A 23,497-nucleotide genomic window follows, 5' to 3' on the forward strand; every position below is an offset into this window, starting at 1 on the left:
GCCGGCCGCCCGTTCTATCTCGGTTCGAACGTCAGCACTCGCTCACCGGTCGTCTCGGAGACGGCGACCGAAATCTCGACCTTGAGGCCGTTTTCGATCGACTCGAGATCGATCCCGGCGACCTGCCCGGTTAGTCGAACCGGGCCGAAATCCGCGATCGCGGTCGCGTAGGGAGCGTCGTCCTCGAACGACGGCGTCGGGACGTGGGTGACGGTGAACGTCTCAATCGTCCCCGTTTGGGGCAACTGCTGGCGCGCGAGTTCAGTCGACCCACACTCCGGACACACTTGCCGCGGCGGAAGCGATCCGTGTCCGGTGGCACACTCGAGGAAGTACGCTTCGCCCTCCTCGGCGGCGTCGAGCCAGTCGTCGAATCCGGCGTCTCTAATCTCGCTCATTCGACCACCTCCAGTACGTGAACCGTCGCAGACGCCACGGTTCCGCCCGCGTTGTGCGCGAGCGCGGTCGTCGCGTCGGGGACGGCGTCGCTGTTTGCGTGTTCGTCCGCGAGCAGCGACGTGACTTCGGCGATCTGGGACGCCCCGGTCGCGCCGACGGGGTGGCCCTTCGCCTTCAGACCGCCCGAGAGGTTGATCGGCGTCTCGCCGTCCGCGGTCGTGCGTCCGTCTCGAGCGGCGGTGATCCCCTCGCCGATCGACTCTATGTCGAGGGCTTCGATGGCGAGCACCTCCGCGATCGTAAAGCAGTCGTGGACCTCGGCGAAGTCGATGTCGTTCGCGTCGATTCCGGCGTCTGAGTACGCCTCTTCGCCCGCCTCGCGAGCGGCGGGCGAGCGCGCGAGGTAGTCCCGATCGTGCAGGGCCATCCGATCGCCGCCCTGTCCGGTGCCCGTGATCGCGACCGGAGCGTCTATGTCGTGTTCCTCGGCGTATGATTCGCTGGTGAGCACGAGCGCCGCCGCGCCGTCGGAGATCGGACAGGAGTCGTACAACCCCAGCGGCGAGGAGACCTGCGGGGCCTCGAGTACGTCCTCGACCTCGATCGCGCGCTGGTACTGGGCCTTCTCGTTCTCGAGGGCGTTGTCGTGGTTCTTCACGGCGATGTGTGCGAGGTCCGCGTGCTCGCCGCCGTAGGTTTCGAAGTACGCCTGGGCCATCAGGGCGTAGGCGCCGGGGAAGGTCGTCCCGGCGCGGACCTCCCAGAGGTCGTCGGCGGCGATGGCGAGCGCTTCGGTCGCGCCTGCGGTTCCGAGGTTCGTCATCCGCTCTGCACCGCCGACGAGGAGCACGTCGTCCTCGCCGTTTCGAATGCGCTTTACCGCGTCGGCGACCGCGACGCCGCTCGAGGCGCAGGCGGATTCGTACCGGGTCGCCGGTGCCTGTACCCCCGCGGCCTCGGCCATCAGCGGCCCCTGATGGCCCTGATGCTCGGACAGTTCACCCATGAAATTTCCATAGAGCACACCGTCGACGTCGGACCGGGCCACCCCACTTTTGTCGAACGCTTCGATGCTCGCCTGCCCGAAGAGATCCCGACTCGTCCGCTCGGGCACGTTTCCGAACGGCGTCAGGCCGACACCCGCAACTCGTACCTCGCTCATGACACACTCTACCGCACCGACGGGTTAATATCCCGCGGTTACTCCACCGTTCGGGTTCACGGTATGTCTCGAGATCGGAACTAATCGACGAATAGAGCCGATCCAGAAGGAGACGAGCCGACCCCGCCTACCCCAGAAAGAATCCTGTGGCCCGCGAGTCGCGGGCTCAGAGCGCGTCGGAGACCTCGCCGAGTACGTCCGTCTCGACGAAGACGACGACGTGGTCGCCCGCCTCCACGGTCGTCTCGCCGCGCGGGGTGATCAGTTCGCCGTCTCGAGCGATCGCCCCGATCACCACGCCGTTCGGGAGATCCGCGATCACGTCGCGGATTCGGTTGTCGTGGAGGAGACTGTCCTGACCGACTTCGATCTCGAGGACCTCTGCCCGGTCGGACTCGAGCATCGCGATGTTTTCGGTGCGGTGTGCGTGGGTGAACCGGGTGATCTCCTCGGAGGTGACCAGCCGCGGGTTGACCGCGACGTCGATGCCGACGGTCTCGAAGAGGTCGACGTACTCGCCGTACTCGACGATGCCGATGGTTCGCTCGACGCCGATGCGCTTTGCGAGCAACGAGACGAGCAGGTTCTTCTCGTCGCTGTCGAGCGCCGCGACGACGATGTCCGACTCGTCGATGTGCTCGCGGACGAGAAAGTCGATGTCTGTCGCGTCGCTCTCTAACACCAGCGTGTCCGGCAGACACTCTGCGAGTTCGCGGGCGCGGTCGTGGTCTTGCTCGATCAGCCGCGGAGAGAGTCCCTCTTCCTCGAACAGTCGGGCGGTTTGATAGCCGATCTCGCTGCCGCCGACGATGACGATCTCGCTCGCGTCCTCGAGCGTCGGCGTTGGGGTCAACGACCCGGCGAAGCGACGCACGCTCTCGGTGGAGCCGATGACGACGACGGCGTCGCCGGCTTCGATGACCGTCTCGCCGGTCGGGATAACGACGTCGCCGTTTCGAAAGAGCGCCGCGAACGTCAGCGATTCGTATCGATCGGCCTTCGCGACCGTGTCGCCGGCGATCGGGCTGTCCGGCTCGATTTCGAACTCCGCCATCTGGACGAGTCCGTCCCCGAAGGTATCGACGTCGTGTGCGTTCGGGAGGCCGGCGATCTTCACGATCGTCTCTGCGGTGTGGAGGTTCGTACAGACCATGAAGTCGACGCCGAACGCGCCCTCGGCGTGCTCCCAGGTCTCTAACAGCGTCGTGTCCTTCACGCGAGCGATCGTGAACGGGTCGTCGAGGGTTTTGGCCGCGCCGCAGACGACGATGTTCGTCTCGTCGATGTCGGTGCTCGCGATGACCATATCCGCTGCCTCGACGTCCGCCTCCACGAGAGTTCCCCGCGTCGTTCCGTCGCCCTCGATGGCGAGTACGTCGAGCGAGTACGTGAGCGATTCGATGCGCTCTTCGTCGGTGTCGACGACGACGACCTCGTGGTCGTCAGCGAGCCCCGCCGCGATGTTCGAACCGACTTCGCCCGCTCCGACGATGATTACGCGCACGCGAGCGCCACCTGCAACATACGAACGGCTATTCGACGGAGGTGTAAGTCCGTTTCCATCGTCGAGGTCGCATTTTGTCGGCTCGACAAGAGTTGGATTTCGTCGACTTGACGAGAGCCGCGAGGTCCCGGTTCGTCGGTTCCGAGCGGTACTGAACGGTACCGATCGGTCGAATCCGGTCGGTCAGGGCATCTCGTGAACCGTCAGTTCGACGTCTCGTTGCTCCCCTTCGATATCGGCGACCAGCCGCCTGACGACGCCGCGTGCTTCCTCGAGAAGTCGCGGCTGTACCTTCCCGACGACCCAATCGAGCGAGACGAACGGCGGCAGCGAGATCGCGTTTCCGTCAGCCGAGTGAGGGTCGTAGACCGCCTCGAAGTAGATCCGGCTGGCCGTTTCGACCCCGTCCGGGGCCGCCTCGGGCTCGGCCTCGACCCGCCACGTGCCGCGGGCGTCGAGGTCCTTGCGAAGCTCCCACTCGAGCGTGTGGGGATCGTCGACGGCGACGACCTCCGAGCGGGCGGTGTACCCGAGTTTCCACCAGGTGAGCCGAAGGTCGTAGACCGAGCCAACGCCGTTCTCGTCGCCCTCGCGGCGCTTGCGAACGGACTCGAGGTGCTCCGTGTATCGGTGATAGTCGGTAAAGGAGACGACGAACGGGAACACGTCCGCCGGCGGCCGGTGGGCGACGGTGCTGAGGAGGATCCTGTCCACGATCCGGCTATGGCACCGCCGAACGTAAGGATTTTCGAATGGTCGCGACCGGTCGTTTGCGCCGTTAGTTGGCTATCCGCGCCCGTCAGTTCGAGCGATCCATTCCGTCGATCAGCCCGTTTCACTACATTTCTATATGCCGGCCGAGAACACCGGCGCATGCGAGACATCTGTATCGTCGGCGGCGGCGTCGCCGGACTCGCCGCGTCGATCTTCACCGCTCGAGCGGGACTGGACACCATCGTAGTCGACGGCGGAGAATCGATCCTCGCGCGCAACGCCAGCCTCGAGAACTACCCGGGCTTTCCCGACGGGGTCGACGCCCGGCGGTACCTGCGTCTCGTCCACGAACAGGCACAGAGCGCGGGCGTCACCGTCGAACTCGGGCGCGTCTCGAGCGTCGAGCGGATCGAGGAGACGGATCCAGAATCGGGGTTCGTCCTCGAAACCGACGGCGGGGACCCGATCGAGGCCGAGCGGGTGATCGCGGCCTCGTGGTCGGACAGCGAGTACCTGGTTCCCCTCGATGTCGGCCGTATCCAGCGCGGGAGCAAACACTACGTGAGCGTCGACGATGACGGCCGAACCGCCGTCGAGGGCGTCTACGCGGCGGGACGGGTCGCCGGCGAGCCACACCAAACGATCGTCGCCGCCGGCCACGGCGCGAAGGTCGCGCTTTCGGCGATCCACGATTCGGACGTCAACTTCTATCACGACTGGGTCGTCCCCGAGGGCTATTTCACCGGCCGCGGTCGGGACGTGCCACCGGGCTGTGAGGAAATCGACGACGAGGAACGACGAGAACGTGACGCAGCGGCCCGAGAGACGATCCTCGAGGCCTTCGCGGAACCGCTCGCGGAGAAACCGACGATGCATCCCAGCGTCGACCGGGAGTAATACGGAATCCTGTCTACGGACCAATTTCGCGGGATGACTGTCTGAATCCCTCACCGGTACGCTCGACGATCGTCGTGTTCTGTTTGCCCCCACTCGCGCTGTCGGAGCCGTTTCGGTGATCGCGTTCGGGACCGGCGACCTGTCTGCTCTGTCGACGTTCAGTCGGAACTCCGGTGGCTCCCCTTTCGCAGCTTTTTGTATCCCGCGTACGCCGCGATCCCGGCGAGGAGAGCCGCGCCCAGTATCGAGGTTCGATTTTTCTCTCGCTGTCGAATTCTGGTATAGAGGCTCGAGTCGGCGACATAGCCGTCGTATCTCCCCCGTTGTTCGAGACCGTCCGCGGAGTCCGCGAGAGAGCCCGACGACTCCTCGAGCGTGTTGTGCTCTCGCGGTAGCGGTCGCTGATCCGCTCGCTGCTGATCGGCGAACACCGCCTTCATGAGCGCGTCCATCAGCTTCGGGGCGTACTGGCCGAGAACGGACAGTTGTTTCCCGCCCGCGCCCACGGTCACGTCGCGCTGTGGGTGTTCCGCGGCGTGGAGGATCGCTCGTGCAGGGACTTCCGGTGCGTAGACGGGCGGCGGAAGCGTCGCCGCGTCGTCCATGTAGTTTTTCGCGTGCTCGGGGTACGGCGTGTCGATCGAACCCGGTTTAACGAGCGTCACCGAGATGGGTGTGCCCGCGTCCTCGAGTTCCATCCGTAACGCGTCGGTGAAGGCTTTGACGGCGTGTTTGGACGCCGAGTAACTACCCTGAAACAACAGGGAGCGGTCGGAGACGACGCTGCCGATGTTGATGATCGTTCCGTCGCGGTCTTTCAGTCGATCGACGGCCTCGAGCGAGCCATAGACGACTCCCCAGAGGTTGGTCTCGAACTGTTCGTGCATCTCCTCGACGGGGATGTCCTCGAGTCTACCGTAGATAGGGACCGCAGCACCGTTGATCCAGGTGTGAAAGCCGCCGTAGACGTCCTCGGCGACGCGTGCGATCTCGCGTACGTCGTCGCGGTCACTCACGTCGGCGACGACGTACTCGGCGTCGCCGCCGTCCTCGATAATTTCCTCGCACAACGCCTCGAGCGCGTCCTCACTGCGCGCGGCGAGTACCACGCGCGCCCCTCGATCCGCTGCCATCCGCGCGGTCGTCAGTCCGATCCCCGACGACGCGCCGGTGATCACGATCACTTGCTCCTCGAGGGGCGTTTTGGCGCTGTTCATCGTTGGACTCGGTTGAATAGAATTCATCACTCGGACGCAGGCTCCAACGCGCTTGCCATCGACGCCTGTATTCGCATGCCGAGTGAATCGGCGGCTGTGACGAGCAATCGAGGGGTACCATCTGCGGAGCCTCGCTACGCTTAACATACCTCCCCCGAGAAAGGCAAACGAATGCTCGAGGGAGTCAACGTCGCGCTCGGAGTGTCCGGATCGATCGCCGCCGTCAAAACGGTCGAACTCGCCCACGAGTTGCGACGCCGGGGCGCGAGCGTTCGCGCCGTGATGACCGACAGCGCTCGCGGCATCGTCCACCCGTGGGCGCTCGAGTTCGCCACCGATCGCGACGTCGTCACCGAGATCACGGGCGGCGTCGAGCACGTCGACCTCTGCGGCTACGACGGCTGGGCCGACGTCCTGCTGATCGCGCCGGCGACCGCGAACACGGTCGGAAAGATCGCCGGGGCGGTCGACGACACGCCGGTGACGACCTGCGCAACCACCGCCCTGGGCGCGGACACGCCGGTCGTGATCGCCCCCGCGATGCACGAACCGATGTACGACCACCCGGGGGTTCTTGAGGCGATCGACACCGTCGAAGACTGGGGCGTCTCGTTCGTCGATCCGCGGATCGAAGAGGGGAAAGCGAAGATCGCCAGTGAGGCGGCCATCGTCTGCGAGACCGCTCGAGCCACGGGCGAGCGGCCGCTCGAGGGCGAACGCGTCGTCGTCACCAGCGGCGCGACGAGCGAGCCGATCGATCCCGTCCGCGTGCTGACGAACCGATCGTCGGGACGGATGGGGCGGGCCGTCGCGCGGGCCTGTTACGTCCATGGTGCGGACGTGACGCTCGTCCACGGCCACGTCGGACCACACTCGCTCGAGGGGTCGTCGCCGGTCGCCGGTCTCTCGGCGGGCGAGGACGGGGTGGCGCTTCCGTATGCGAACGTCGAGCAGGTCGAAACCGCCGCGGAGTTGCTCGAGGCGACGCTCGAGGCGTGTTCGGCGGCCGACGCGCTCGTCTCGACGGCGGCGATCGGCGACTACACGCTCGAGCCAAGCGAGGAGAAGCTTCGTTCGGGGGCGGAACGAACCCTCGACCTCGAGCCGACGGCGAAGGTTATCGACGAAGTGAGAAAGAGCCAGCCGACGCTGCCGATCGTCGGCTTCAAGACCGAAACGAGCGGCGACGACGGGGCGATGATCGAAGCGGCTCGAGAGACGTTAGCGCGGGCGGGCCTGGCGTTCGTCGTCGCCAACGACGCGAGCGTGATGGGCTCCGACCGAACGCGGGCGCTGCTCGTCCACGAGGAGAACGCGGCCCGCTACGAGGGGACGAAAGCCGACCTCGGCGCGGAGATCGCCGACTCGCTCGCCGTCGTGCTCGGGGACGACCCTTCGAGCTAACGGCGACCGGTTTCGACGGTCTCGAACTATCGGATCGGCAACGAATCCGCCCGACGATCCGTGGATCGTCAACTTTTACTCCCCAACCGACCCATCCACGACATGGATAAGTTACAGCGGTCGTTACTCGAGGCCCCGATCATCGAGAAAGACGGCTACCACTACTTCGTCCATCCGATCAGCGACGGGGTGCCGAAACTCGATCCGGGCCTGTTACGTGAGATCGTCATCCGGATCATCCGAAAGGCGAAACTCGAGGAGGTCGACCGCATCGTCACGCCGGCGGCCATGGGGATTCACATCTCCACCGCCGTCTCGCTGATGACTGATATCCCGCTTACGGTGATTCGAAAGCGAGAGTACGGACTCGAAGACGAAGTCGCGATCTCCCAGCAGACCGGCTACTCGGAAAACGAGATGTACATCAACGACGTTCGCGAGGGCGAACGCGTCCTCGTCCTCGACGACGTGCTCTCGACCGGCGGCACGCTGGCCGCGGTCCTCGAGGCGCTCGACGAGATCGGCGCGGAGGTCGTCGACACGGTCGCGGTCATCAAGAAGGTCGGCGGCGAGAACAAGGTCGAAGACGTCGATCACCACGTCAAAACCCTCGTCAACGTCGACGTCGTCGACGGGGAGGTCGTGATCGTCGACGAAGACGGCGACTGATCGCACCGCTCGAGCGGCGACCGACGCAATCTTTAATTCGGCCTGAGATAACACCTTGATGTGTACGCGAGTCACGCGGTTGGTTCGTGAACTCAGAAAACGATCGGTCAGGGGACCGTCCGACCCGTCGGCAGCTGCTCGGTGCCACTGGTTCGGTGCTTCTCTCGAGTGCGGCGGGCTGTCTCGACGACGATAGCGACGCGATTTCGTTTCCGCTCTCGGTCCGGCTCGAAGTCGACGCGGACAACACCGATCGCATCGCCTGGACCGCCGCGATCGCCCAGGTGATGGAGCAGACGGGCTACTTCGACGTCGAGATCGAAGAGTACGAACTCGACGATTTCCTCGAGCGCATCTTCCAGCCGAAATACGCGGCCAAGGGTAACGTTCCGTTTCTCAGCATCTCGGGGACGTTCAACCCGGAGAGTTACTGCGATCCGCTTCACGGAACCGAAAATCAGGGGCAGTGTTGCAACCTGAACGGGCTGGGGTACGACGAACTCGACGCGATGATCGACCAGGCCCGCTTCGGCACCGAGGTCGTCGACAATCCGGCGCTTCGCGCGCGCCGGTACGACGAGATCTGGCACGAACTGGCCGAGTTCCGCGGCAGTTCCGTTATCACCTACATCACCGAAGAGTACGTCAGGAACACCGACGTCCGTGGTTTTTCGCCGTACCCGTTCGTAGAGGGGACGCTCGACTACGCGCTTTACTCGCCGTCAGATCGCGTCCTCACCTGGATCGATCGAGACGCCGCCGGCGCAACCGGAGACGAGTGGTCGGCCCACCGAACGGGCGGCACGCTCCGATACGGAATGGACGCGAACATCGAGTCCTTCGACCCGCCCTACAGCACGGATATTTACTCCACGTCTGCACAGTCGCTGCTGTTCGAGGGCCTGACCACCCTCGACGCCGAGGGAAACGTCTTCCCCTGGCTCGCCAAGGGATACGAGTTAGTCGACGTTCAGGACATCGACCGGCGCGCGTACGAACCGTACATGCGCCCCGTCCCGACCGACGACGAGGGCGTCCTCGAGTTCGACGGCGATGGCGACGTTCAGGCCATCGTCGTCCACCCTGACGACGACCGGATCGCGGACGATGAGGTTAGCGTGCTCACGCCCGCGGACGCGGCCGAAGCAGTCGAAGCGGGCGTCTACGGGATGCAGTATCGCTACGAGTTACACGAGGGCGTCACGTTCCACAACGGCGAGGAACTGACCGCCGATCACGTCGTCGCGACCGCAAAGCGCTACGAGAACTCCGACGTCGCCGCACAGACGTTCGACTCGGTCCTCCACGTCGAGGCGGTCGACGAGTACGTCGTCGACATCTACGCGCAGGTGCCGGACGCCGAAGCCGAGCGGGAGCTCCCGACCTTTCGGATTCACACCCTCGAGCAGGCGGAGTTGCCCCCCAACGGGATCGATCCGCTTCAGGACACGCCGCCGATCGGGACCGGCCCATACGAGTTCGAGACCTTCGAGGACGAACGGTATTTCCGGGCCCGCAAAACCGACGACTACTGGCTCGAGCGGAAGGGTATCGACGCCCTCGAGTGGTACGACGGCCCCGAGTCGTTTCCGGCGGGCCCCGTCGTCGACGCGGTCGACGTCGAAATCATCTCGGGCGATTCGACTCGCTCCGTCGCGCTCCAGAACGACGAAATCGACCTCACGTTCGGGCTCGTCTCCTCGACGCTCGAAGCCTACGAGGACGACGACGGCTACGTCGTCGACTCGATCCAGGGCGGGGGCTATCAGTTTTTCCAGTACCCCGTCACCGTCGAGCCGTGGGACGACGCGCGACTTCGCCGGGCCGTCAATCACCTCGTTCCGCGAAAGCGGATCGTCGAGGAGCTCCTGGACGGCTGGGGCGAGCCCGCGTGGACGATGCTGCCGAAAATAGCGCGCGAAACCGGGACGGCGGACTACGAGGCCCTCGAGGCGGATCTCCGGGAGAAAAACGCCTTCGATACGGAGGCCGCGATCGAGTTGATCGAAACGGTGATCGACGACCGGGGGTACGATTCGAACGTCCAATGACGCTCCGACGGTTCGTCCTGCGGCGGATACTGCTGATCGTCCCAGTCCTGCTCGGCGTCTCGATGCTCACGTTCGCGCTCGTCTCGCTGACGCCCGGCGATCCGGTGAGTCGAATGGTCGCGCAGAACCCGAGCGTGACCGCAGCCGAGGAGGCCCAGCTCCGTGCCCAGTACGGCCTCGACGGCCCTGTCTGGCGGCGGTACCTCACCTGGCTCGGGAACGTCGCGACCGGCGACTTCGGCGTGGTGTACGGGACGGATCGCCCGGTTTCCGCGGTCGTCGGGAGACGATTGCCCGAGACCGTCGCGCTGGGCGTCTTCGGCTGGCTGTTCGCGGTCGGAATCGCGATCCCTACGGGGATCTACGCCGCGGTTCGAAAGGGGACGGTGGGCGATACGGTCAGCCGCGTGTTCGCGCTGTCGGGAGTGTCGATCCCGAACTTCTGGCTCGGTCTCCTGTTCGTCCTCGTGTTCGTCCTCTGGGCGGGGTGGTGGGACGTTCGGCCGCCGCGGGAACCACTCACCCACCCGGAAACGCTGTGGCACCTGGTGTTACCCGGCGTGACAATCGGAACGGCGACGTGCGCGTCGATCATGCGCGTCCTCCGCACGTCGATGGCCGAGGAACTGAACGAGGAGTACGTAACCGCCGCGCGTGCAAAGGGCCTCCCCGAACGTCAGGTCGTCTGCAAGCACGCGCTCCGGAACGCGCTGAGCGCGGTCGTCACCGTCGTCGCGACGCTGACCGCGGGCATCGTCGCCGGGGCCGTCGTCGTCGAGGTCGTCTTCTCTTGGCCAGGGCTCGGCCGCGAACTCGTCGCGGCGATCCACGGCCACGAGATCAACCTCGTCGTCGCGATCACGCTGCTCACCGCCGTCGCCGTCGTCGTCTGTAACCTCCTCGCGGACATCATCTATGCCGTGCTCGATCCGAGGATCAGATATGACTGAGGGGCGCGCCGACCGCGGTCGGATTCGAATCCGCGGCTTCGAGTCAGAGCGAGACGAGACTCGAGGCGATTCGGCCGATGGGACGGGGAGCGCTCGAGACACCTCACTCGAGCGGCACTCGAACGCCCGGTCCGAACACGCCTCGCGCTGGCGGCGCGGCCTTTCGCGGTTCGCTCGAAACCGCGAGGCCCTCGTGGGGCTCCTGATCGTCTGCTCGATGTCGCTCGCATCGATCCTCGCCCGCCCGATCGAACTCTGGGGCGTGCCCGTCCAGCCCGTCTCGCTGGCACCGTATCCCCCCTCGGATATGCTGTGGCTCACGCAGGACGTCTCGGCGTACGACCCGCCGTCGGCGGCCCATCCGATGGGTCTCGACGGCAACGGACGCGACGTGTTCTCGCGGGTCCTCGTTGGCGGGCGGTACAGCATCTCGATCGGGCTCGTCGTCGTGACGATCACGAGCGCCATCGGGATCGCGTACGGCTCCGTCGCGGGGTATTACGGCGACTGGGTCGACGAAGCCCTGATGCGCGTCGTCGACATGATCCTCGCGTTTCCCGGCCTCGTGCTGGCGCTGGTCGTCGTCGCGCTATTCGGCAACGGCTACTGGCAACTGGTCCTCGCGTTCTCGCTTTTCGGCTGGGCGAGCTACGCTCGAGTCATCCGCGGGGAAGTGCTCGAGGTAAAGGAGACGGAGTACGTCGTCGCGGCCAAGGCCCTGGGCGCCAGCGACCGGTCGGTCCTGTTCAGACACATCGTTCCCAACGCCGTCCCGCCGGTCGTCGTCCTCGCGACGCTCAACATCGGGACGGTCGTCATCGGCGTGGCGTCGCTCGGCTTTCTCGGGCTCGGCCTCCCGCCTGCGACCGCCGAGTGGGGGACGATGCTCGAGGGCGCTCGCGACGCGATCGTGCAGGGCCCCGGCGGCGGGATTCACTGGTGGGTGACGGTCTTCCCGGGCGGCGCGATCTTCGCGTTCGTCCTGTCGATAAACCTGATCGGCGACGCGATCACCGACGCCCTCGACGCCCGCGAGACCGACTCGAGAGCGCGGTTCGAGCGGCGGTGAGCCGGTCGGCGAATGATTTTTTGTGCTCGCCTCGGTCGTCAACGTATGGCACGCGACGAATCGGCGGCGGACCGAATCGCCTATCGCAGAGCAAACGCCGTCGACCCCGAGGCCTTCCTCCGCGAACTCGCGGTCGTCGAGCCGACCGAGGACGGCGAGAACCTCCAGTTCACTCCTGCGTTCGTCTCGAGAGTCGACCGACAGCTCGAGAAAGTCCGCTCGACGGGCGTCGAGACGGGCGACATCGCGGACATGTTCGGCGTGACAGAAGAAAACGTGACGGTGGCGGATCGGCCGTACACGGCCTACAAGACGCGAACGACGGTTCGCAACTGGCCGTCGGAAGCCGCCCTCGAGCTAGACGTCGCGGTGGACAGGGAACTGCGCTCGGAGACCGACCGGTGGGACGAGGTCCCGCCCAGACAGCGCCACCGGCTGTTGCAGTCGCTGCGATCCTTTCGAGACGACTGCCCGTTCTGTGGGGGACCGGTGGCGATCGGCGACGAGACGGTCGAGTCCTGCTGTGGCGACACCGAGGTCGTGACGGTCGGCTGCGGCGAGTGCGATCGCCGATTCCTCGAGTTCTCCGCCGATTCCATCCCGGGGAGATGACGGTCCGAGATTCGATCGATCGGCTCCGCCAGCCCGACTACACCGGAGAGAATCGGTGCACTCCCTGTACGCTCCTGAACGTCGCGATCGCGGCCGTCCTCGTCGCCGCGGCCACGACGGTCGCGCTCTCGAGGACCGACCGCGTCGGCGCGGCGGTCCTCGGAACCGCGCTGGCGGCCGTCTCGGGGGCGGCGATCTACCTCCGCGGGTATCTCGTTCCGGGGACGCCGCGGCTGACCGAGACCGTGCTGCCGGATCGCGTCCACCGGCGGCTCGAGACCCGCCCGTCCGGCGTCGACGACGATGCGTCAGTCGATCTCGCGTTGAAAGGCATCGGAGCGACTCGGAGCGCGGACGACGAGCGCCCGCCTGCGGAGGATGATCGGCGGACAGTACCGCCTGACGAGAATATAGGTGAAAGCCCCGACTCGAGTGACGGCAGTTACACGAGTGATGACAGGGTCGCCAGCGAAGACGGTAGTTCTAGCGAAGACAGAGATATCGAGACTGATACGGACCAGGGACCGGTCGAGAACTAGGTCAGTCGGAGAGTACCAGTAGTTGGGAGCACGATTTCTTTCTTTAGAGTTGGCATGAAACACACGGTAAGTACAGGGGAAGCAGTTACCGAAGAGGCTATCGACCTACACGAAATATACCAAAAACCGCCTGCAGAATATAGTGCGTGAGTTTAGCACGATAGGTTTGTTTATCGCCACAGCGTCGTTTTCGTTCCGAAAAAGAGTTGATGTCGATGTACTTTCCGACCACGTGAACAAGATGATTCTGATGTCTCGTTGCCCTTTGACGGCTAAGAGACAATCGATCAATAGCATCACCTGATTATGTTCCCAGTTGAAGTCTTTTGCTCAGAGACGAGCGCCGCGAACCTGCTCCAGCAGGTTCGTTTGCACGAGGGCTTTCAGGGCCCGCGCTGCCGGTCTGAATCAGTGATCAAGTATGGTAGCTATCGAGAGTAAGCAGTATCGCTGTGAAAATTGTGGACGCACGTTCAACGATAAGACCGGCACGATCTTCGCGAACGCAAGGATCGGCCTCGAGCAACTGATGTTCGCGTTCTATTCGTTGCTCCAGTTCAACGTGAGTATCCGCTAGTTAGAACCTGAACTTGTTGTCTCGTATCGGTCGCTACATAAGCATGTCGAGCGTTTCGCCAGAACGCTCGACAGAAAGACGCTGATCGAGGAGGTGCAGAACTGGACAGGGTCGATCTCCCTTATTCATTCTCACACCAATAATAATTTGCAGATATCATATAACAACCCGCTCTACAATTAACTTGAGTGCATACCCAAAAACGGTCCCAAGGATTACCGTATAGAGAAGCTCAGACTGAGACCTAAGAGATAATTCAACGCTAAGTACGACCGCGACAAAGAATACAACGACCAATGAAATAACTCGAAGATAATATTGATGTTCGGAAGAAATCTGATCACGTACGAACCATACAAATGGCCCTGTAAGAAGGAAAGTGGCTATTAATAACATTCCAATAAAGGCCCACATATTTAAACTCAAATTCCTTTCTATAAGACGTACTATACTCACACCACCTACAAGGGCGAATGATAAAAGGATTATAATGAATTGTTTTCTGTCTGATCCCATGCTTATAGTAGATGGTCATGTTTGGAATCTAATATACTTTATTGGTTCTAATGGATAGTGATAAATCGCTACACACGTAGAATTGCTTAGCTCACAGTCCGATTCTGCTGTATGTGACTTACGTCACTGCTAGTCATCGTAATTACCGAATCACTCAAGTATTTTTAAGTACCAATCTGAATGAATTGATCGAACACTATCTACTGCTAAGCGAGTTGAACCTCAAGCGAGTGGAAAACGACACACGGTGCCATCGGTCGAGGACGGTACTCTCACGATTCGATCCGAACCGTCGTCTCGTCGGATAAGCCCCATCGGTCCGGATCGTCGACGTTGATGACCGCGCCGATCGTGTACTCGCCCGGCTCGGCGGGCGCCCACTCCCGATCGGAGACTTTGAACCGCTGGGGCCACCGTCTGCGAAACTGCCGCCGCTCGCCGCGGTCGAAGTGGAGTTCACCCGGCCTGTCCGGCGGCTCCCGCCGCGTCGTTCTCGAGGCCTCCGGCGCGTCGTCGATAGACCACGTCCAGCGGATCGGAGAGCGCGTTCTGATCGTGATCGGGATCGGCAACGCGTTTTTCATCGTCACCGTGAACGGAATCGGCGTCTCGGGAGCAACTGTCGTCACCGGCGTCGAAACGTCCACCGAAACGGCACGGCGGCGGAGCCGATGGGGAACGAGGCGCTTGCTCCAGGCCGATCCGTTGATCGTTCGTGCGGCCTGCGGATCCGACGCGGACGAGCGTTCGGACGGCGTGAACTGATCGTCGTCCCGGGAGATCGCGTTCGACTCGTAAATCCGACGCATTACCAGTGAGAGGGAGCTCCGGAGGCAAAATCCTTCCGAGGGTTCAACCGTTTCCGGCGGCGAGGGACCGACGTGATCGCAGTTCGATCGCGGTTCGACGGGCGAGACTGGCAAGCAGGCCGTCTCGATCCTGTCTCAATCGTCGGCGAGTGTTTCGTCTTGTCTGGCTCCGGCGGTTCCCGCCTGTCGGTGCGCGTCCCCGTCCTCGTAGCGAAGACAGTCGATCGCGTGGGTCCGCGAGAGGTCGACGGACGACGGCTCGGTCGTCTCACACGGCGAGACGAACCGCTCCTCGAGCGTCGCCGCCGCGGCGGCGCTGTCGACCGAGTGCAACTCGTCGATCGAACTCGCGAGGAGTTCCTCGGCGGCGGGGTCCGATAGCGGGTCCGGGATCCCGAACTCCGAGCGAACGAGTTCGTCGATGTCCGCCCTCGAGAGCGCAGTCACGTCCTCTCGGGCCGACTCGTCGGTTATCGTCACGAGCTCGTCGACGGCGTCTGCGTCCTCGGCGCGGAGCTTGAAGCTTAGCACCGACCGCCACGCCGACTGCTCGAGGTCGAACTCCTCGGGCGGGATGACCCGGGGACACCGCGTGTGGAACCGACAGCCCGAGGGCGGATCGATCGGTGACGGGACCTGTCCCTCGAGGAGGATCTTCTCGCCGTCCCAGAGCGGGTCCGGTTCGGGGATCGCAGAGAGCAGCGCCTCGGTGTAGGGGTGGTACGGCTCCGAGAACACCTCCTCGGTGGTCCCGACTTCGGCGAACTCGCCGAGGTACATGACCGCGATCCGGTCCGCGATGTGTTCGACGACGCTCAGGTCGTGGGCGATGAAGATATAGGAGAGGTCGAACTCCTCCTGGAGGTCTTCGAGCAGGTTCAGGATCTGGGCCTGGACGCTCACGTCGAGGGCGCTCACTGGTTCGTCACAGACGATGATCTCGGGATCGACCGCCAGCGCTCGGGCGATGCCGATCCGCTGGCGCTGTCCGCCGGAGAACTCGTGGGGATACCGGTGGACGTGGCTCGGATTGAGGCCGACGGTCTCGAGCAGTTCCTGAACGCGCTCGTTGCGCGCCTCGCCGTCGGCGATGTCATGGATGTCGAGCGGTTCGCCGATGATGTCCCCGACCGTGAGACGCGGGTTCAGACTCGAGAACGGGTCCTGAAAGATGTACTGGAGGTCCGTCCGGAGGTCGCGCAGTTCGGAACTCGAGAGATCCGTGAGTTCGACCTCCCGCGGCTCGCCGGTTTCCGTCCGTCTGGTGTACGTGATCGATCCCTCGGTCGGTTCGATGAGTCGCAGGAGCGATCGGCCGAGCGTCGTCTTCCCGCAACCGCTCTCGCCGACGACTCCCAGCGTTTCGCCGGGGTACAACTCGAGGTCGACGCCGTCGACCGCCTTGACGAGTTCCGACCGGCCGAGTAGCGTGTCGACGAAGCCGTTGGTGTTCTCGTAGTGTTTCGTCAGTCCGGTCGACCGCAGGATCGGCCGCTGCTCGTTAGTCATTGTGTTCACCCGGAATCCGTTCGTTCGGGACGTGTTCGCTCTCGACGGTGACGCTGTACTCGAGGCCCTCCTCTAAGTCGCCCGTGTACTCGAGACACTTCGCCGACCGTCCCCGCCCGTCGGCGTCGTCGAACTCGACCAGTCGGGGCTCGGTCTGCTGGCAACTTCGCTCCGCGTATGGACAGCGCGGGTGGAAGCGACAGCCCGACGGCGTCTCGATCAGGTCTGGCATCGTCCCGGGAATCGTCTGGAGTCGGTCGCGGTCGTCGCCGATGCGCGGAATCGAACTCATCAGGCCGACGGTGTAGGGATGCTTCGGGTCGTAGTACAGCTCCTCGACCGGCGACTTCTCGACCGGTTGGCCCGCGTACATCACCATCACCCGATCACAGAGCTCGGCGACGACGCCGAGGTCGTGCGTGATGAGCTGGACCGCGGTATCGAACTCGTCGGTCAACTCCTCGAGCAGGTCGAGGATCTTCGCTTCGGTCGTCACGTCCAGCGCCGTCGTCGGCTCGTCGGCGATGATCACGTCGGGATCACAGGAGAGCGCCATGGCGATGACCGCCCGCTGTTGCATGCCGCCGGAAAACTCGTGCGGGTAGTCGCTGTAGCGGTTTTCGGCGTCCGGAATGCCGACCGTGTCGAGTAACTCGATCCCCCGCGTCTTCGCCGCTTCGTCGTCGTAGTCGAGGTGGTGTCTGATCGCCTCGGCGATCTGCTCGCCGACGGTGTAGACAGGGTTGAGCGCGGTCTGGGCGTCCTGGAATATCATCGCAACGTTGTTTCCACGGAGTCGCCGAACCGCCGCCTCCGGCGCGCGGAGCAACTCCACGTAGTGGGTCTCCCCGTCGTGTACGATGAAGTCCTCCTCGCCGATCAGCCCGAGGTCGACCGCGTACCCCCGGTCGACGACGTTTCGCATGTCGAGTTCGCCGTCGGCGTGGAGTCGGTGCAAGTCGGCTCCCTCGTGCTCGAGATTACCGGTCAGGTCCGCCCCCGAAACGCCGCGCTGCTCGAGTCGGTCGATGACATCGTCGAACGACGACTCGCGTCGAAGGCGTTCGACGTCGACGACGCTGTCCGGGTAGGACTCCTCGAGCGATTCGACGGTGTCCCCATCGCAGAACCTGATCGAGCCGCTCTCGATCTCGCCGGGGCTCTCGATGAGACGCAATAGCGACAGTGCGGTCACGCTCTTTCCCGCGCCGCTCTCGCCGACGACGCCGAACTTCTCGCCGGCTTCGATCTCGTAGGAGAGGTCGTCGACGGCCGTCACGACGCCTTCCGAGGTGTAAAACGACACCGTTAGACTCTCGACCTCGAGCAGCGCCATCAGCCGCCACCTCCGCGGCCGACGTCGCCGACTTGCGTGTCGAGCGCGTCGTTGATCGCGTCGCCGATGACGTTCATGGCCATGACGAACAGGAAGATCATCAGGCCGGGAAAGACCGTCGCCCACCAGTACCAGGTCCCGCCCGCGCCCGTCGCGAGGGTGTCGCGCTCGCCGTCGAGCATCGTTCCCCACTCGGGCGTCCCGGGGTCGAACCCGAGGCCGAGAAAGCCGAGAGCGGCGACGCCGATGACGACGGTGCCGACGCTGAGGGTCGCCTGGACGACCACCGGTGCGATCGCGTTCGGAATGATGTGGCGCAACACCACCGATCGGTCTCGCGCCCCGAGTGCTTTCGCAGCCATCACGTACTCGTTCTGTTTGACCTTGAGGATCTCCCCTCTGATAATACGTGCGTACGACGCCCAGCCGACCACTACGAACGCGCCGACGAGCGGCCAGAACCCGCCGCCGAACAGGGCGACGAGAACCAGCGCGAGCACGAGCGCGGGGAACGCGAACACCAGATCGAGCACCCGCATCAACACGGTATCGACGCGGCCGCCGAAGTATCCAGCGGCGCTTCCGTAGAGCACGCCGACGACCGAGGCGATCACGGTCACGACGAGTCCGATCGAGATGCTGTACCGGCCGCCGACCATCACTCGAGAGAAGATGTCTCGGCCCAGCCGATCGGTCCCCATCAGGTGGGTCGCAGACGGCATTTCGTGGGGACCGGCGACCGCCGATTCCGTCGGGTCGAACGGCGCGAGCGAGAGCGGTTGCACGGTGACTCCGAAGACGGTCCACGGGCGAGCGACCAGCGCGGCGACCGCCATCAGCACGACGATCACGATGCTCGCGAGCGCGAGTCGGTCCCGCAGGAGTCGGCCGACGATCCGGTGGAGTATCCCTTCCGGTTCGGTGTACTCGTCCTCGCGAACGCCCGTCGATTCGTGTTCTTCGATGCGTTCGGTCTCGAATCCCGAGATCCGTATTCGTCCTCGTTTTGTTGACATAGGTTGTTAATATTCGTCCCTGATTCGCGGATCGAGCACCGCGTATACGATGTCTGCAAGCAAGTTAGCGAGTACGATGACGACCCCGGTCAGGAGGGTGATCCCCATAATCAGGTTCATCTCTCTGAGCTGGATCGCCGACACGAGTTCCTGGCCGAGACCCGGCCAGGAGAACACGTTTTCGACCACGACCGACCCGGAGACGAGCCCCGCGGTCAGGAACGCTGCAACGGTCGTGACGGAAATCAGCGAGTTTCGAAGCACGTGTTTGAGGATAACGGTCCGTTCGGGGAGGCCCTTCGCACGCGCGGCGGTCACGTACTCTTTGTTCAGTTCCTCGGCCATCGACGTGCGCATGATCCGCATCACGTTCGCCGCTGCAGCCGTCCCGATCGTCACGCCCGGCAGGATCAACCACCAGAGCATCTGTGGGGAGAGCAACCCGGTCTGTGGGTCCAGCGTGGGAAACAGGTTGAACTGGACGGCGAAAACAGCCATCAGCATGAGCCCCAGCCAGAAGTTCGGAATGGAGATCCCCGAGAGCGCGACGAATCTGCTGGCGGCGTCGCCGAGTTGGTCCTTGTTGACCGCCGCGTAGATCCCGCTCGGGATCGCGATCGCGATCGCGAATATCCAGCCGAACGCCCCGAGAACGAGCGTTTCGGGCAGTCGAGCCCAGATGACCGCTCCGGCATCCCGACCTGAGGAGTAGACCTCGCCGAAGTCGCCGGTCAAGACGCCTCGCATCCAATCTATGTACTGCACCCAGATCGGGTCGTTCAGGCCGAACTCCTCGCGGAGACGGACGGCTTCCGCGGCCGATACGTTGGGGTTAGAGGCGACGAGTTGGCTCACGACGTCGCCCGGTGCGGCGTGCATGAGCCCAAACGTCACCACCGAAACCCCGATGAGGACCGGGATGGAGGTTACGATTCGCCGTGCGATGTACCGTTGCATACTCATACGTCTCCCCTCTGATCGGTCGCCAGCATCTTATCGATCGAGGTAGATGAGCTGTTCATCTGCGGGGTTGTACAGCGCGTAACTCAGCAGCATCTGCGTCTGCGGGTGGGCGTTGAATCCGACGACGTCCGTGTTCGTCGTGCCGGTGTTCAACGAGTAGTCGATGATCGTGTTCGCCATCATGTCGGCGTACTCCGGCCAGAACTCGTCGTAGGCCTGTCGGCGAGCATCCTGATCCTCGGCGACTTCGACCCCGTATCGACACCCGCGCATCTGATCGACGAAGTCCTCGGGCAGGACTCCCTCCGCGAAGAAGAAGTTACAGCAGCCGTTGTAGTTGTCGGGGTCGGTGATCGCTTCGACGAACCCGTGTGGATCCGGCGTCCCCGCGAGGCCGATTATGGCAGGAGCGTTGCGCTCGGAACTGTCCGTCCGGGCGTCCTCCTGGTAGAGGTCGACGGTCCAGTCGCCGAGCGGCGCCGGCGTTTCGAGTTCGGCGTTGAACAGGTCGGTCTCGTCCAGTTGATCGACGATGAGTTGCACCTTGTCGATCCGCGCTTCGTCGTCGGCGTTCGTCTCGAGAACCACGTCGACGGGCGTCTCGACGTCGGCGTCATCGAGAAGCGACTGGGCGGCATCGACGTTCGGTTCGACGTTGTACGCCCAGTCCGAATCCACGATTTCGTTGTACGGCTGGGAGGTCCCCAGATCGGCCGCGGGCTCCGGAAACGGGACCTGTGCGGGGTCGCCCCACCCCTGCGCGACGATATCGACGATCTGCTGGCGTGGGATAAGGGCGCTCACCGCCTGTCGAACCGCCCGTTCGGAAAACGCGCCACCGGGGTCGGTGTCGTCCATGGGGAACTGCATGAACTGGAAGCCGAGGGCCTCGGTCGCGGAGACGACGTACTCGTCCGACGTCTGGAAATTGTTGCGGGCTTCGGAGGGGAGTTCGTAGGCGACGTCGATGCTGCCGTCCTCGAGCGCGTTGGATCGACCGGATCCCTGCTCGACGAAACGGATGTTGATCTCGTCGATGACTGGCCCCGCCGGGAAATCGCTCGGACCGTCGTACCACGGGATGTTCTCGAGGCCGACCGACTCGACCCAGTAGTTGTCCGTCCGCTCGAGGCGCAGTTCTTGACCGCCCTCGAACTCGGCGACCTCGTAGGGGCCGGTGCCGATCGGCACCCGGTCTTCGTTGATTCGCGGGTCGAGTTCGCCGGGCGGGACGTCGAAGTGCTCCGAGGGGAACACCACGGGTGGTAACTCGAGGAACGCTGCGGCGTCGGCTTCCTGGGCGTAGAGTTCGAACTGATAGCCGTCGGCCCCGTCGGGCGCTTCGGCGTGCAGGAAACTATCGTAATACTGCCCCTGATTGTTCGAACCGACGTACCTGTCGTAGGACCGAACCACGTTCTCGGCGGTGAGTTCCTCGCCATTGTGGAACTCGATTCCTTCGTGGAGTCGTCCCTCGACTCGGACGCCGAAGACACCGTCCGCGACGGCGGCGGCGGCCTCGTTGCGTGTCAACACGCGAATCGATTCCCCCGATTCTGCGGGAAGATCGTCCGGATGTTGCATCAAGACGAGGTTGGTGTCGTCCTCGAGTTCGAACACTGGGACACCGTCTTCGACTTCGGCGGGTTCGATCTCGATCATATAGTCCTGATAGTCGACGACGCTGACGTCGTTGGCCTCGCTGGCTTCGTACTCCGCGGCCAGCCACGGCTGGGCCTCGGCGTCGGCGTTGATCTTCAACAACCCGTCGTAGACGGCGTTTAGCACGACCGTGTCTTCGGCCTGGGTGCTCTGTGCCTGGTCGTAGTCCGAAATACCGTTTCGCGGGATCGCGAACTCGAGGGTGCCCCCCTCGACGATCTCGTCGATATCGATTTCGTTGCGCTCTAGGGCCTCGTCGATGTCGGCTTCCTCGCCGTCGCCGCCCAGACAGCCTGCGACACTGGCGATTCCTGTCGCCGCAATCCCACTGAGAACGCGGCGTCGGTCGAGTACTGGTTCGCGTGAGTCGATTTGTGAGGTCATCTGTTATTTCTCCAGTTAAGTTTGCACTTTGATGCTCTATCTGAATTCCATCGTGTTATTGGCTAATTCGATCAGCATAACTCCGTCATTCATACAGAGCATAATCGTTCATGTTATACTACAACACACGTACCTCTGTGGGAGTATAAATAAGTACCGATTACCGATCGTTTCTTCCGATTCTATTGTGTCGATCTTCGCATTCGAGCCCAATAGTTACTGATTCTGTCCATGGTGTCTACGTAAAACTCGAGAGAATTCGACCGAAGTTTCTTGTGTATTGATGTTCAAATCAGCCCATATCGGCCCATATATATGCACATTCGAGAGCGACCGGATGGCCTCGGTCATTGACTGTCGGTCCCACGCGCAGTTCGGTCACGACGTTCATACAGAAGTTCATTTCCCCTCTATCATCGGAAAATAACTCGCGTGAGTGTGATCGGAGCAAGTAATTTGAGACGGCCTATCTCGCTATTACTGACCGGCGCGAGACGTGAAACGGCGCGAGATCTCGTCGGTCCCTCGATACGTAACGGCCTGAGAACTGCCTCCGGGTCAATCTCGAGGCGATTTACGTCGAAAAGTAGCGGGAGGTAGATTTGAACTACGTCAACTTCGATCGCTTCGCTCTCTCGTTGTCTACTTCATATCTACTCTATACTATCTTCAGGGATTCCATCTCACGCCTCGCTACGCTCGGCGTTCAATATTGAATCCCTGAAAAGTAGCGGGAGGTAGATTTGAACCTCAAGGAGACGGTCATCCTCGCTTCGCTCGGACGCTGCGACTCCTCTGGCTCAAACTACTCATGCAATGGATAGCGCTCACGAATTTGTTCGCGCTAAAACATAGCGGGAGGTAGATTTGAACTACCGGTCTGCGGGTTATGAGCCCGCCGGAATCTCCTGGCTATCCCATCCCGCTATCACATCATATCCGGGTCGGCTAGTTAAGGGTTGTGATTCGGTTACCGTCTGTGGGTTTTTCGCTTAGTTCTGGTGGACCCGCCACGTGTAGATGCTCTCACAGATGTAGTTGACGAAAAAGCCGACGCCGATTCCGATCAGGTTCGCGATGACGAACCAGACGTCGAACCACCGTACCAGCACGGCCAGCACCGCAAGCGTCACGAGAAATCCCGCGGATCGGACCAGATACGACGTGAGTAGTCGACGCAAGAACGCTCGAGAGCCGGTCTTTCCGTACGCGGCGAACGTCCACCACTCGTTTATCGCGAAGATGGCCCCGATCGCGAGCGTCCAGGCGACGGCCTTACTGGCGACCAGTCCGAGCGCTGTTTGCGATACGAGCCCGTAGAAGACAGCACTATCGACTGCTGTTCCGACCAAGCCGACGCCAGCGAACTGTACAAACAGCGCTCGAGAGCGCAGGGCAGCCAGACGCATTCGAAGAATCTCGGTAACCGATTTACTCATCGTTTCGGTCGCACTCGACCGTCTCGGGTACTGGGCCCAGCGAGAATAACTGCCTTTCGGTCAGCCGACGGCTGTGTCATCTGTTTTCGGACCCGATAG

Annotated in this window: 20 protein-coding genes, 1 tRNA gene and 1 pseudogene; 9 read left to right on the forward strand and 13 right to left on the reverse strand. The window is 63.0% G+C overall.

Annotated elements, in window-relative coordinates:
* Window positions 1-14: 14 nt before the first annotated feature.
* The 4 genes from BM348_RS10590 to BM348_RS10605 all read right to left on the reverse strand — a co-directional run bounded on the left by BM348_RS10590 (window position 15) and on the right by BM348_RS10605 (window position 3,779).
* Window positions 15-398, reverse strand: a complete 384-nt coding sequence (locus tag BM348_RS10590; protein WP_092904715.1) for a Zn-ribbon domain-containing OB-fold protein — start codon at window positions 396-398, stop codon at window positions 15-17.
* Window positions 395-1,561 carry a thiolase C-terminal domain-containing protein gene (locus tag BM348_RS10595; protein ID WP_092904717.1) on the reverse strand — a complete coding sequence of 389 codons (1,167 nt, stop codon included), beginning with the start codon at window positions 1,559-1,561 and terminating at the stop codon, window positions 395-397. Before BM348_RS10595 ends, BM348_RS10590 begins: the two co-directional genes overlap by 4 nt.
* 166 nt (window positions 1,562-1,727) lie before the next feature.
* Window positions 1,728-3,065 (reverse strand): Trk system potassium transporter TrkA, encoded by a 1,338-nt coding sequence (gene trkA / locus BM348_RS10600; protein WP_092904719.1) that lies wholly within the window; start codon window positions 3,063-3,065, stop codon window positions 1,728-1,730.
* A gap of 183 nt (window positions 3,066-3,248) precedes the next feature.
* Window positions 3,249-3,779, reverse strand: a complete 531-nt coding sequence (locus BM348_RS10605) for an SRPBCC family protein (protein WP_092904720.1) — start codon at window positions 3,777-3,779, stop codon at window positions 3,249-3,251.
* A gap of 159 nt (window positions 3,780-3,938) precedes the next feature.
* On the opposite strand from BM348_RS10605, the gene BM348_RS10610 reads away from it, so the two are divergent.
* Window positions 3,939-4,676, forward strand: a complete 738-nt coding sequence (locus BM348_RS10610; protein WP_092904722.1) for an NAD(P)/FAD-dependent oxidoreductase — start codon at window positions 3,939-3,941, stop codon at window positions 4,674-4,676.
* Window positions 4,677-4,834: 158 nt separating this feature from the next.
* On the opposite strand, the gene BM348_RS10615 is transcribed toward BM348_RS10610, so the two are convergent.
* Window positions 4,835-5,893 carry an SDR family oxidoreductase gene (locus BM348_RS10615; protein ID WP_092904724.1) on the reverse strand — a complete coding sequence of 353 codons (1,059 nt, stop codon included), beginning with the start codon at window positions 5,891-5,893 and terminating at the stop codon, window positions 4,835-4,837.
* A gap of 171 nt (window positions 5,894-6,064) precedes the next feature.
* Here BM348_RS10615 and coaBC point away from each other — a divergent pair, with 171 nt between their 5' ends.
* The 8 genes and pseudogenes from coaBC to BM348_RS10655 all read left to right on the forward strand — a co-directional run.
* Window positions 6,065-7,297 (forward strand): bifunctional phosphopantothenoylcysteine decarboxylase/phosphopantothenate--cysteine ligase CoaBC, encoded by a 1,233-nt coding sequence (coaBC, locus tag BM348_RS10620; protein WP_092904726.1) that lies wholly within the window; start codon window positions 6,065-6,067, stop codon window positions 7,295-7,297.
* A gap of 102 nt (window positions 7,298-7,399) precedes the next feature.
* The gene (gene hpt / locus BM348_RS10625) at window positions 7,400-7,966 is read left to right on the forward strand and encodes a hypoxanthine/guanine phosphoribosyltransferase (protein WP_092904728.1); all 567 of its coding nucleotides are present in this window, start codon (window positions 7,400-7,402) and stop codon (window positions 7,964-7,966) included.
* Window positions 7,967-8,253: 287 nt separating this feature from the next.
* Window positions 8,254-10,017, forward strand: a complete 1,764-nt coding sequence (locus BM348_RS10630) for an ABC transporter substrate-binding protein (protein WP_092905539.1) — start codon at window positions 8,254-8,256, stop codon at window positions 10,015-10,017.
* Complete coding sequence (locus BM348_RS10635; protein ID WP_092904730.1) at window positions 10,014-10,967, forward strand: ABC transporter permease; 954 nt, start codon at window positions 10,014-10,016, stop codon at window positions 10,965-10,967. The genes BM348_RS10630 and BM348_RS10635 overlap by 4 nt, the downstream gene beginning before the upstream one ends.
* On the forward strand, window positions 10,960-12,036 hold the full coding sequence (locus tag BM348_RS10640; protein WP_092904732.1) for an ABC transporter permease: 1,077 nt from the start codon (window positions 10,960-10,962) through the stop codon (window positions 12,034-12,036). The genes BM348_RS10635 and BM348_RS10640 overlap by 8 nt, the downstream gene beginning before the upstream one ends.
* A 45-nt stretch (window positions 12,037-12,081) precedes the next feature.
* The gene (locus BM348_RS10645) at window positions 12,082-12,648 is read left to right on the forward strand and encodes a hypothetical protein (RefSeq protein WP_092904734.1); all 567 of its coding nucleotides are present in this window, start codon (window positions 12,082-12,084) and stop codon (window positions 12,646-12,648) included.
* On the forward strand, window positions 12,645-13,187 hold the full coding sequence (locus BM348_RS10650; protein ID WP_175507160.1) for a hypothetical protein: 543 nt from the start codon (window positions 12,645-12,647) through the stop codon (window positions 13,185-13,187). Before BM348_RS10645 ends, BM348_RS10650 begins: the two co-directional genes overlap by 4 nt.
* Window positions 13,188-13,493: 306 nt before the next feature.
* Window positions 13,494-13,848 (forward strand): annotated as a pseudogene (locus tag BM348_RS10655) (transposase); the annotation flags it as partial.
* Between the two features lie 704 nt (window positions 13,849-14,552).
* Here the strand turns inward: BM348_RS10655 and BM348_RS10660 are convergent.
* From BM348_RS10660 to BM348_RS10695, 8 genes are all read right to left on the reverse strand, one after another.
* A complete protein-coding gene (locus BM348_RS10660) occupies window positions 14,553-15,089 on the reverse strand; it encodes a hypothetical protein (RefSeq protein ID WP_092904736.1) in 537 nt (178 codons plus the stop codon).
* A 135-nt stretch (window positions 15,090-15,224) separates the two neighbouring features.
* Window positions 15,225-16,598 carry an ABC transporter ATP-binding protein gene (locus BM348_RS10665; RefSeq protein WP_092904737.1) on the reverse strand — a complete coding sequence of 458 codons (1,374 nt, stop codon included), beginning with the start codon at window positions 16,596-16,598 and terminating at the stop codon, window positions 15,225-15,227.
* Window positions 16,591-17,934, reverse strand: coding sequence for an oligopeptide/dipeptide ABC transporter ATP-binding protein (locus BM348_RS10670; protein WP_092904739.1), 1,344 nt, complete (start codon window positions 17,932-17,934; stop codon window positions 16,591-16,593). Before BM348_RS10670 ends, BM348_RS10665 begins: the two co-directional genes overlap by 8 nt.
* Window positions 17,934-18,950, reverse strand: coding sequence for an ABC transporter permease (locus BM348_RS10675; protein WP_092904742.1), 1,017 nt, complete (start codon window positions 18,948-18,950; stop codon window positions 17,934-17,936). The genes BM348_RS10670 and BM348_RS10675 overlap by 1 nt, the downstream gene beginning before the upstream one ends.
* A 6-nt stretch (window positions 18,951-18,956) precedes the next feature.
* Window positions 18,957-19,913 (reverse strand): ABC transporter permease, encoded by a 957-nt coding sequence (locus BM348_RS10680; RefSeq protein WP_175507161.1) that lies wholly within the window; start codon window positions 19,911-19,913, stop codon window positions 18,957-18,959.
* 30 nt (window positions 19,914-19,943) lie between these two features.
* Window positions 19,944-21,959, reverse strand: coding sequence for an ABC transporter substrate-binding protein (locus BM348_RS10685; RefSeq protein ID WP_092904744.1), 2,016 nt, complete (start codon window positions 21,957-21,959; stop codon window positions 19,944-19,946).
* An 852-nt stretch (window positions 21,960-22,811) separates the two neighbouring features.
* Window positions 22,812-22,886 (reverse strand) — tRNA-Met (locus tag BM348_RS10690).
* A gap of 65 nt (window positions 22,887-22,951) precedes the next feature.
* Window positions 22,952-23,398 carry a GtrA family protein gene (locus tag BM348_RS10695; RefSeq protein ID WP_092904746.1) on the reverse strand — a complete coding sequence of 149 codons (447 nt, stop codon included), beginning with the start codon at window positions 23,396-23,398 and terminating at the stop codon, window positions 22,952-22,954.
* Between the last annotated feature and the right edge of the window lie 99 nt (window positions 23,399-23,497).

Source organism: Halostagnicola kamekurae (assembly GCF_900116205.1).
Lineage (GTDB): Archaea > Halobacteriota > Halobacteria > Halobacteriales > Natrialbaceae > Halostagnicola > Halostagnicola kamekurae.

Excerpts from the sequence above, each read along its gene's own strand:
- BM348_RS10675 (WP_092904742.1), bottom strand. The coding sequence starts at position 18,950 with ATGTCAACAAAACGAGGACGAATACGGATCTCGGGATTCGAGACCGAA.
- BM348_RS10695 (WP_092904746.1), bottom strand. The coding sequence starts at position 23,398 with ATGAGTAAATCGGTTACCGAGATTCTTCGAATGCGTCTGGCTGCCCTG.
- BM348_RS10645 (WP_092904734.1), top strand. The coding sequence starts at position 12,082 with ATGGCACGCGACGAATCGGCGGCGGACCGAATCGCCTATCGCAGAGCA.
- BM348_RS10635 (WP_092904730.1), top strand. The coding sequence starts at position 10,014 with ATGACGCTCCGACGGTTCGTCCTGCGGCGGATACTGCTGATCGTCCCA.
- BM348_RS10615 (WP_092904724.1), bottom strand. The coding sequence starts at position 5,893 with ATGAACAGCGCCAAAACGCCCCTCGAGGAGCAAGTGATCGTGATCACC.
- BM348_RS10665 (WP_092904737.1), bottom strand. The coding sequence starts at position 16,598 with ATGACTAACGAGCAGCGGCCGATCCTGCGGTCGACCGGACTGACGAAA.
- BM348_RS10630 (WP_092905539.1), top strand. The coding sequence starts at position 8,254 with ATGGAGCAGACGGGCTACTTCGACGTCGAGATCGAAGAGTACGAACTC.
- BM348_RS10610 (WP_092904722.1), top strand. The coding sequence starts at position 3,939 with ATGCGAGACATCTGTATCGTCGGCGGCGGCGTCGCCGGACTCGCCGCG.
- BM348_RS10660 (WP_092904736.1), bottom strand. The coding sequence starts at position 15,089 with ATGCGTCGGATTTACGAGTCGAACGCGATCTCCCGGGACGACGATCAG.
- hpt (WP_092904728.1), top strand. The coding sequence starts at position 7,400 with ATGGATAAGTTACAGCGGTCGTTACTCGAGGCCCCGATCATCGAGAAA.
- coaBC (WP_092904726.1), top strand. The coding sequence starts at position 6,065 with ATGCTCGAGGGAGTCAACGTCGCGCTCGGAGTGTCCGGATCGATCGCC.
- BM348_RS10650 (WP_175507160.1), top strand. The coding sequence starts at position 12,645 with ATGACGGTCCGAGATTCGATCGATCGGCTCCGCCAGCCCGACTACACC.
- BM348_RS10685 (WP_092904744.1), bottom strand. The coding sequence starts at position 21,959 with ATGACCTCACAAATCGACTCACGCGAACCAGTACTCGACCGACGCCGC.
- BM348_RS10680 (WP_175507161.1), bottom strand. The coding sequence starts at position 19,913 with ATGAGTATGCAACGGTACATCGCACGGCGAATCGTAACCTCCATCCCG.
- BM348_RS10595 (WP_092904717.1), bottom strand. The coding sequence starts at position 1,561 with ATGAGCGAGGTACGAGTTGCGGGTGTCGGCCTGACGCCGTTCGGAAAC.
- BM348_RS10670 (WP_092904739.1), bottom strand. The coding sequence starts at position 17,934 with ATGGCGCTGCTCGAGGTCGAGAGTCTAACGGTGTCGTTTTACACCTCG.
- BM348_RS10640 (WP_092904732.1), top strand. The coding sequence starts at position 10,960 with ATGACTGAGGGGCGCGCCGACCGCGGTCGGATTCGAATCCGCGGCTTC.
- BM348_RS10590 (WP_092904715.1), bottom strand. The coding sequence starts at position 398 with ATGAGCGAGATTAGAGACGCCGGATTCGACGACTGGCTCGACGCCGCC.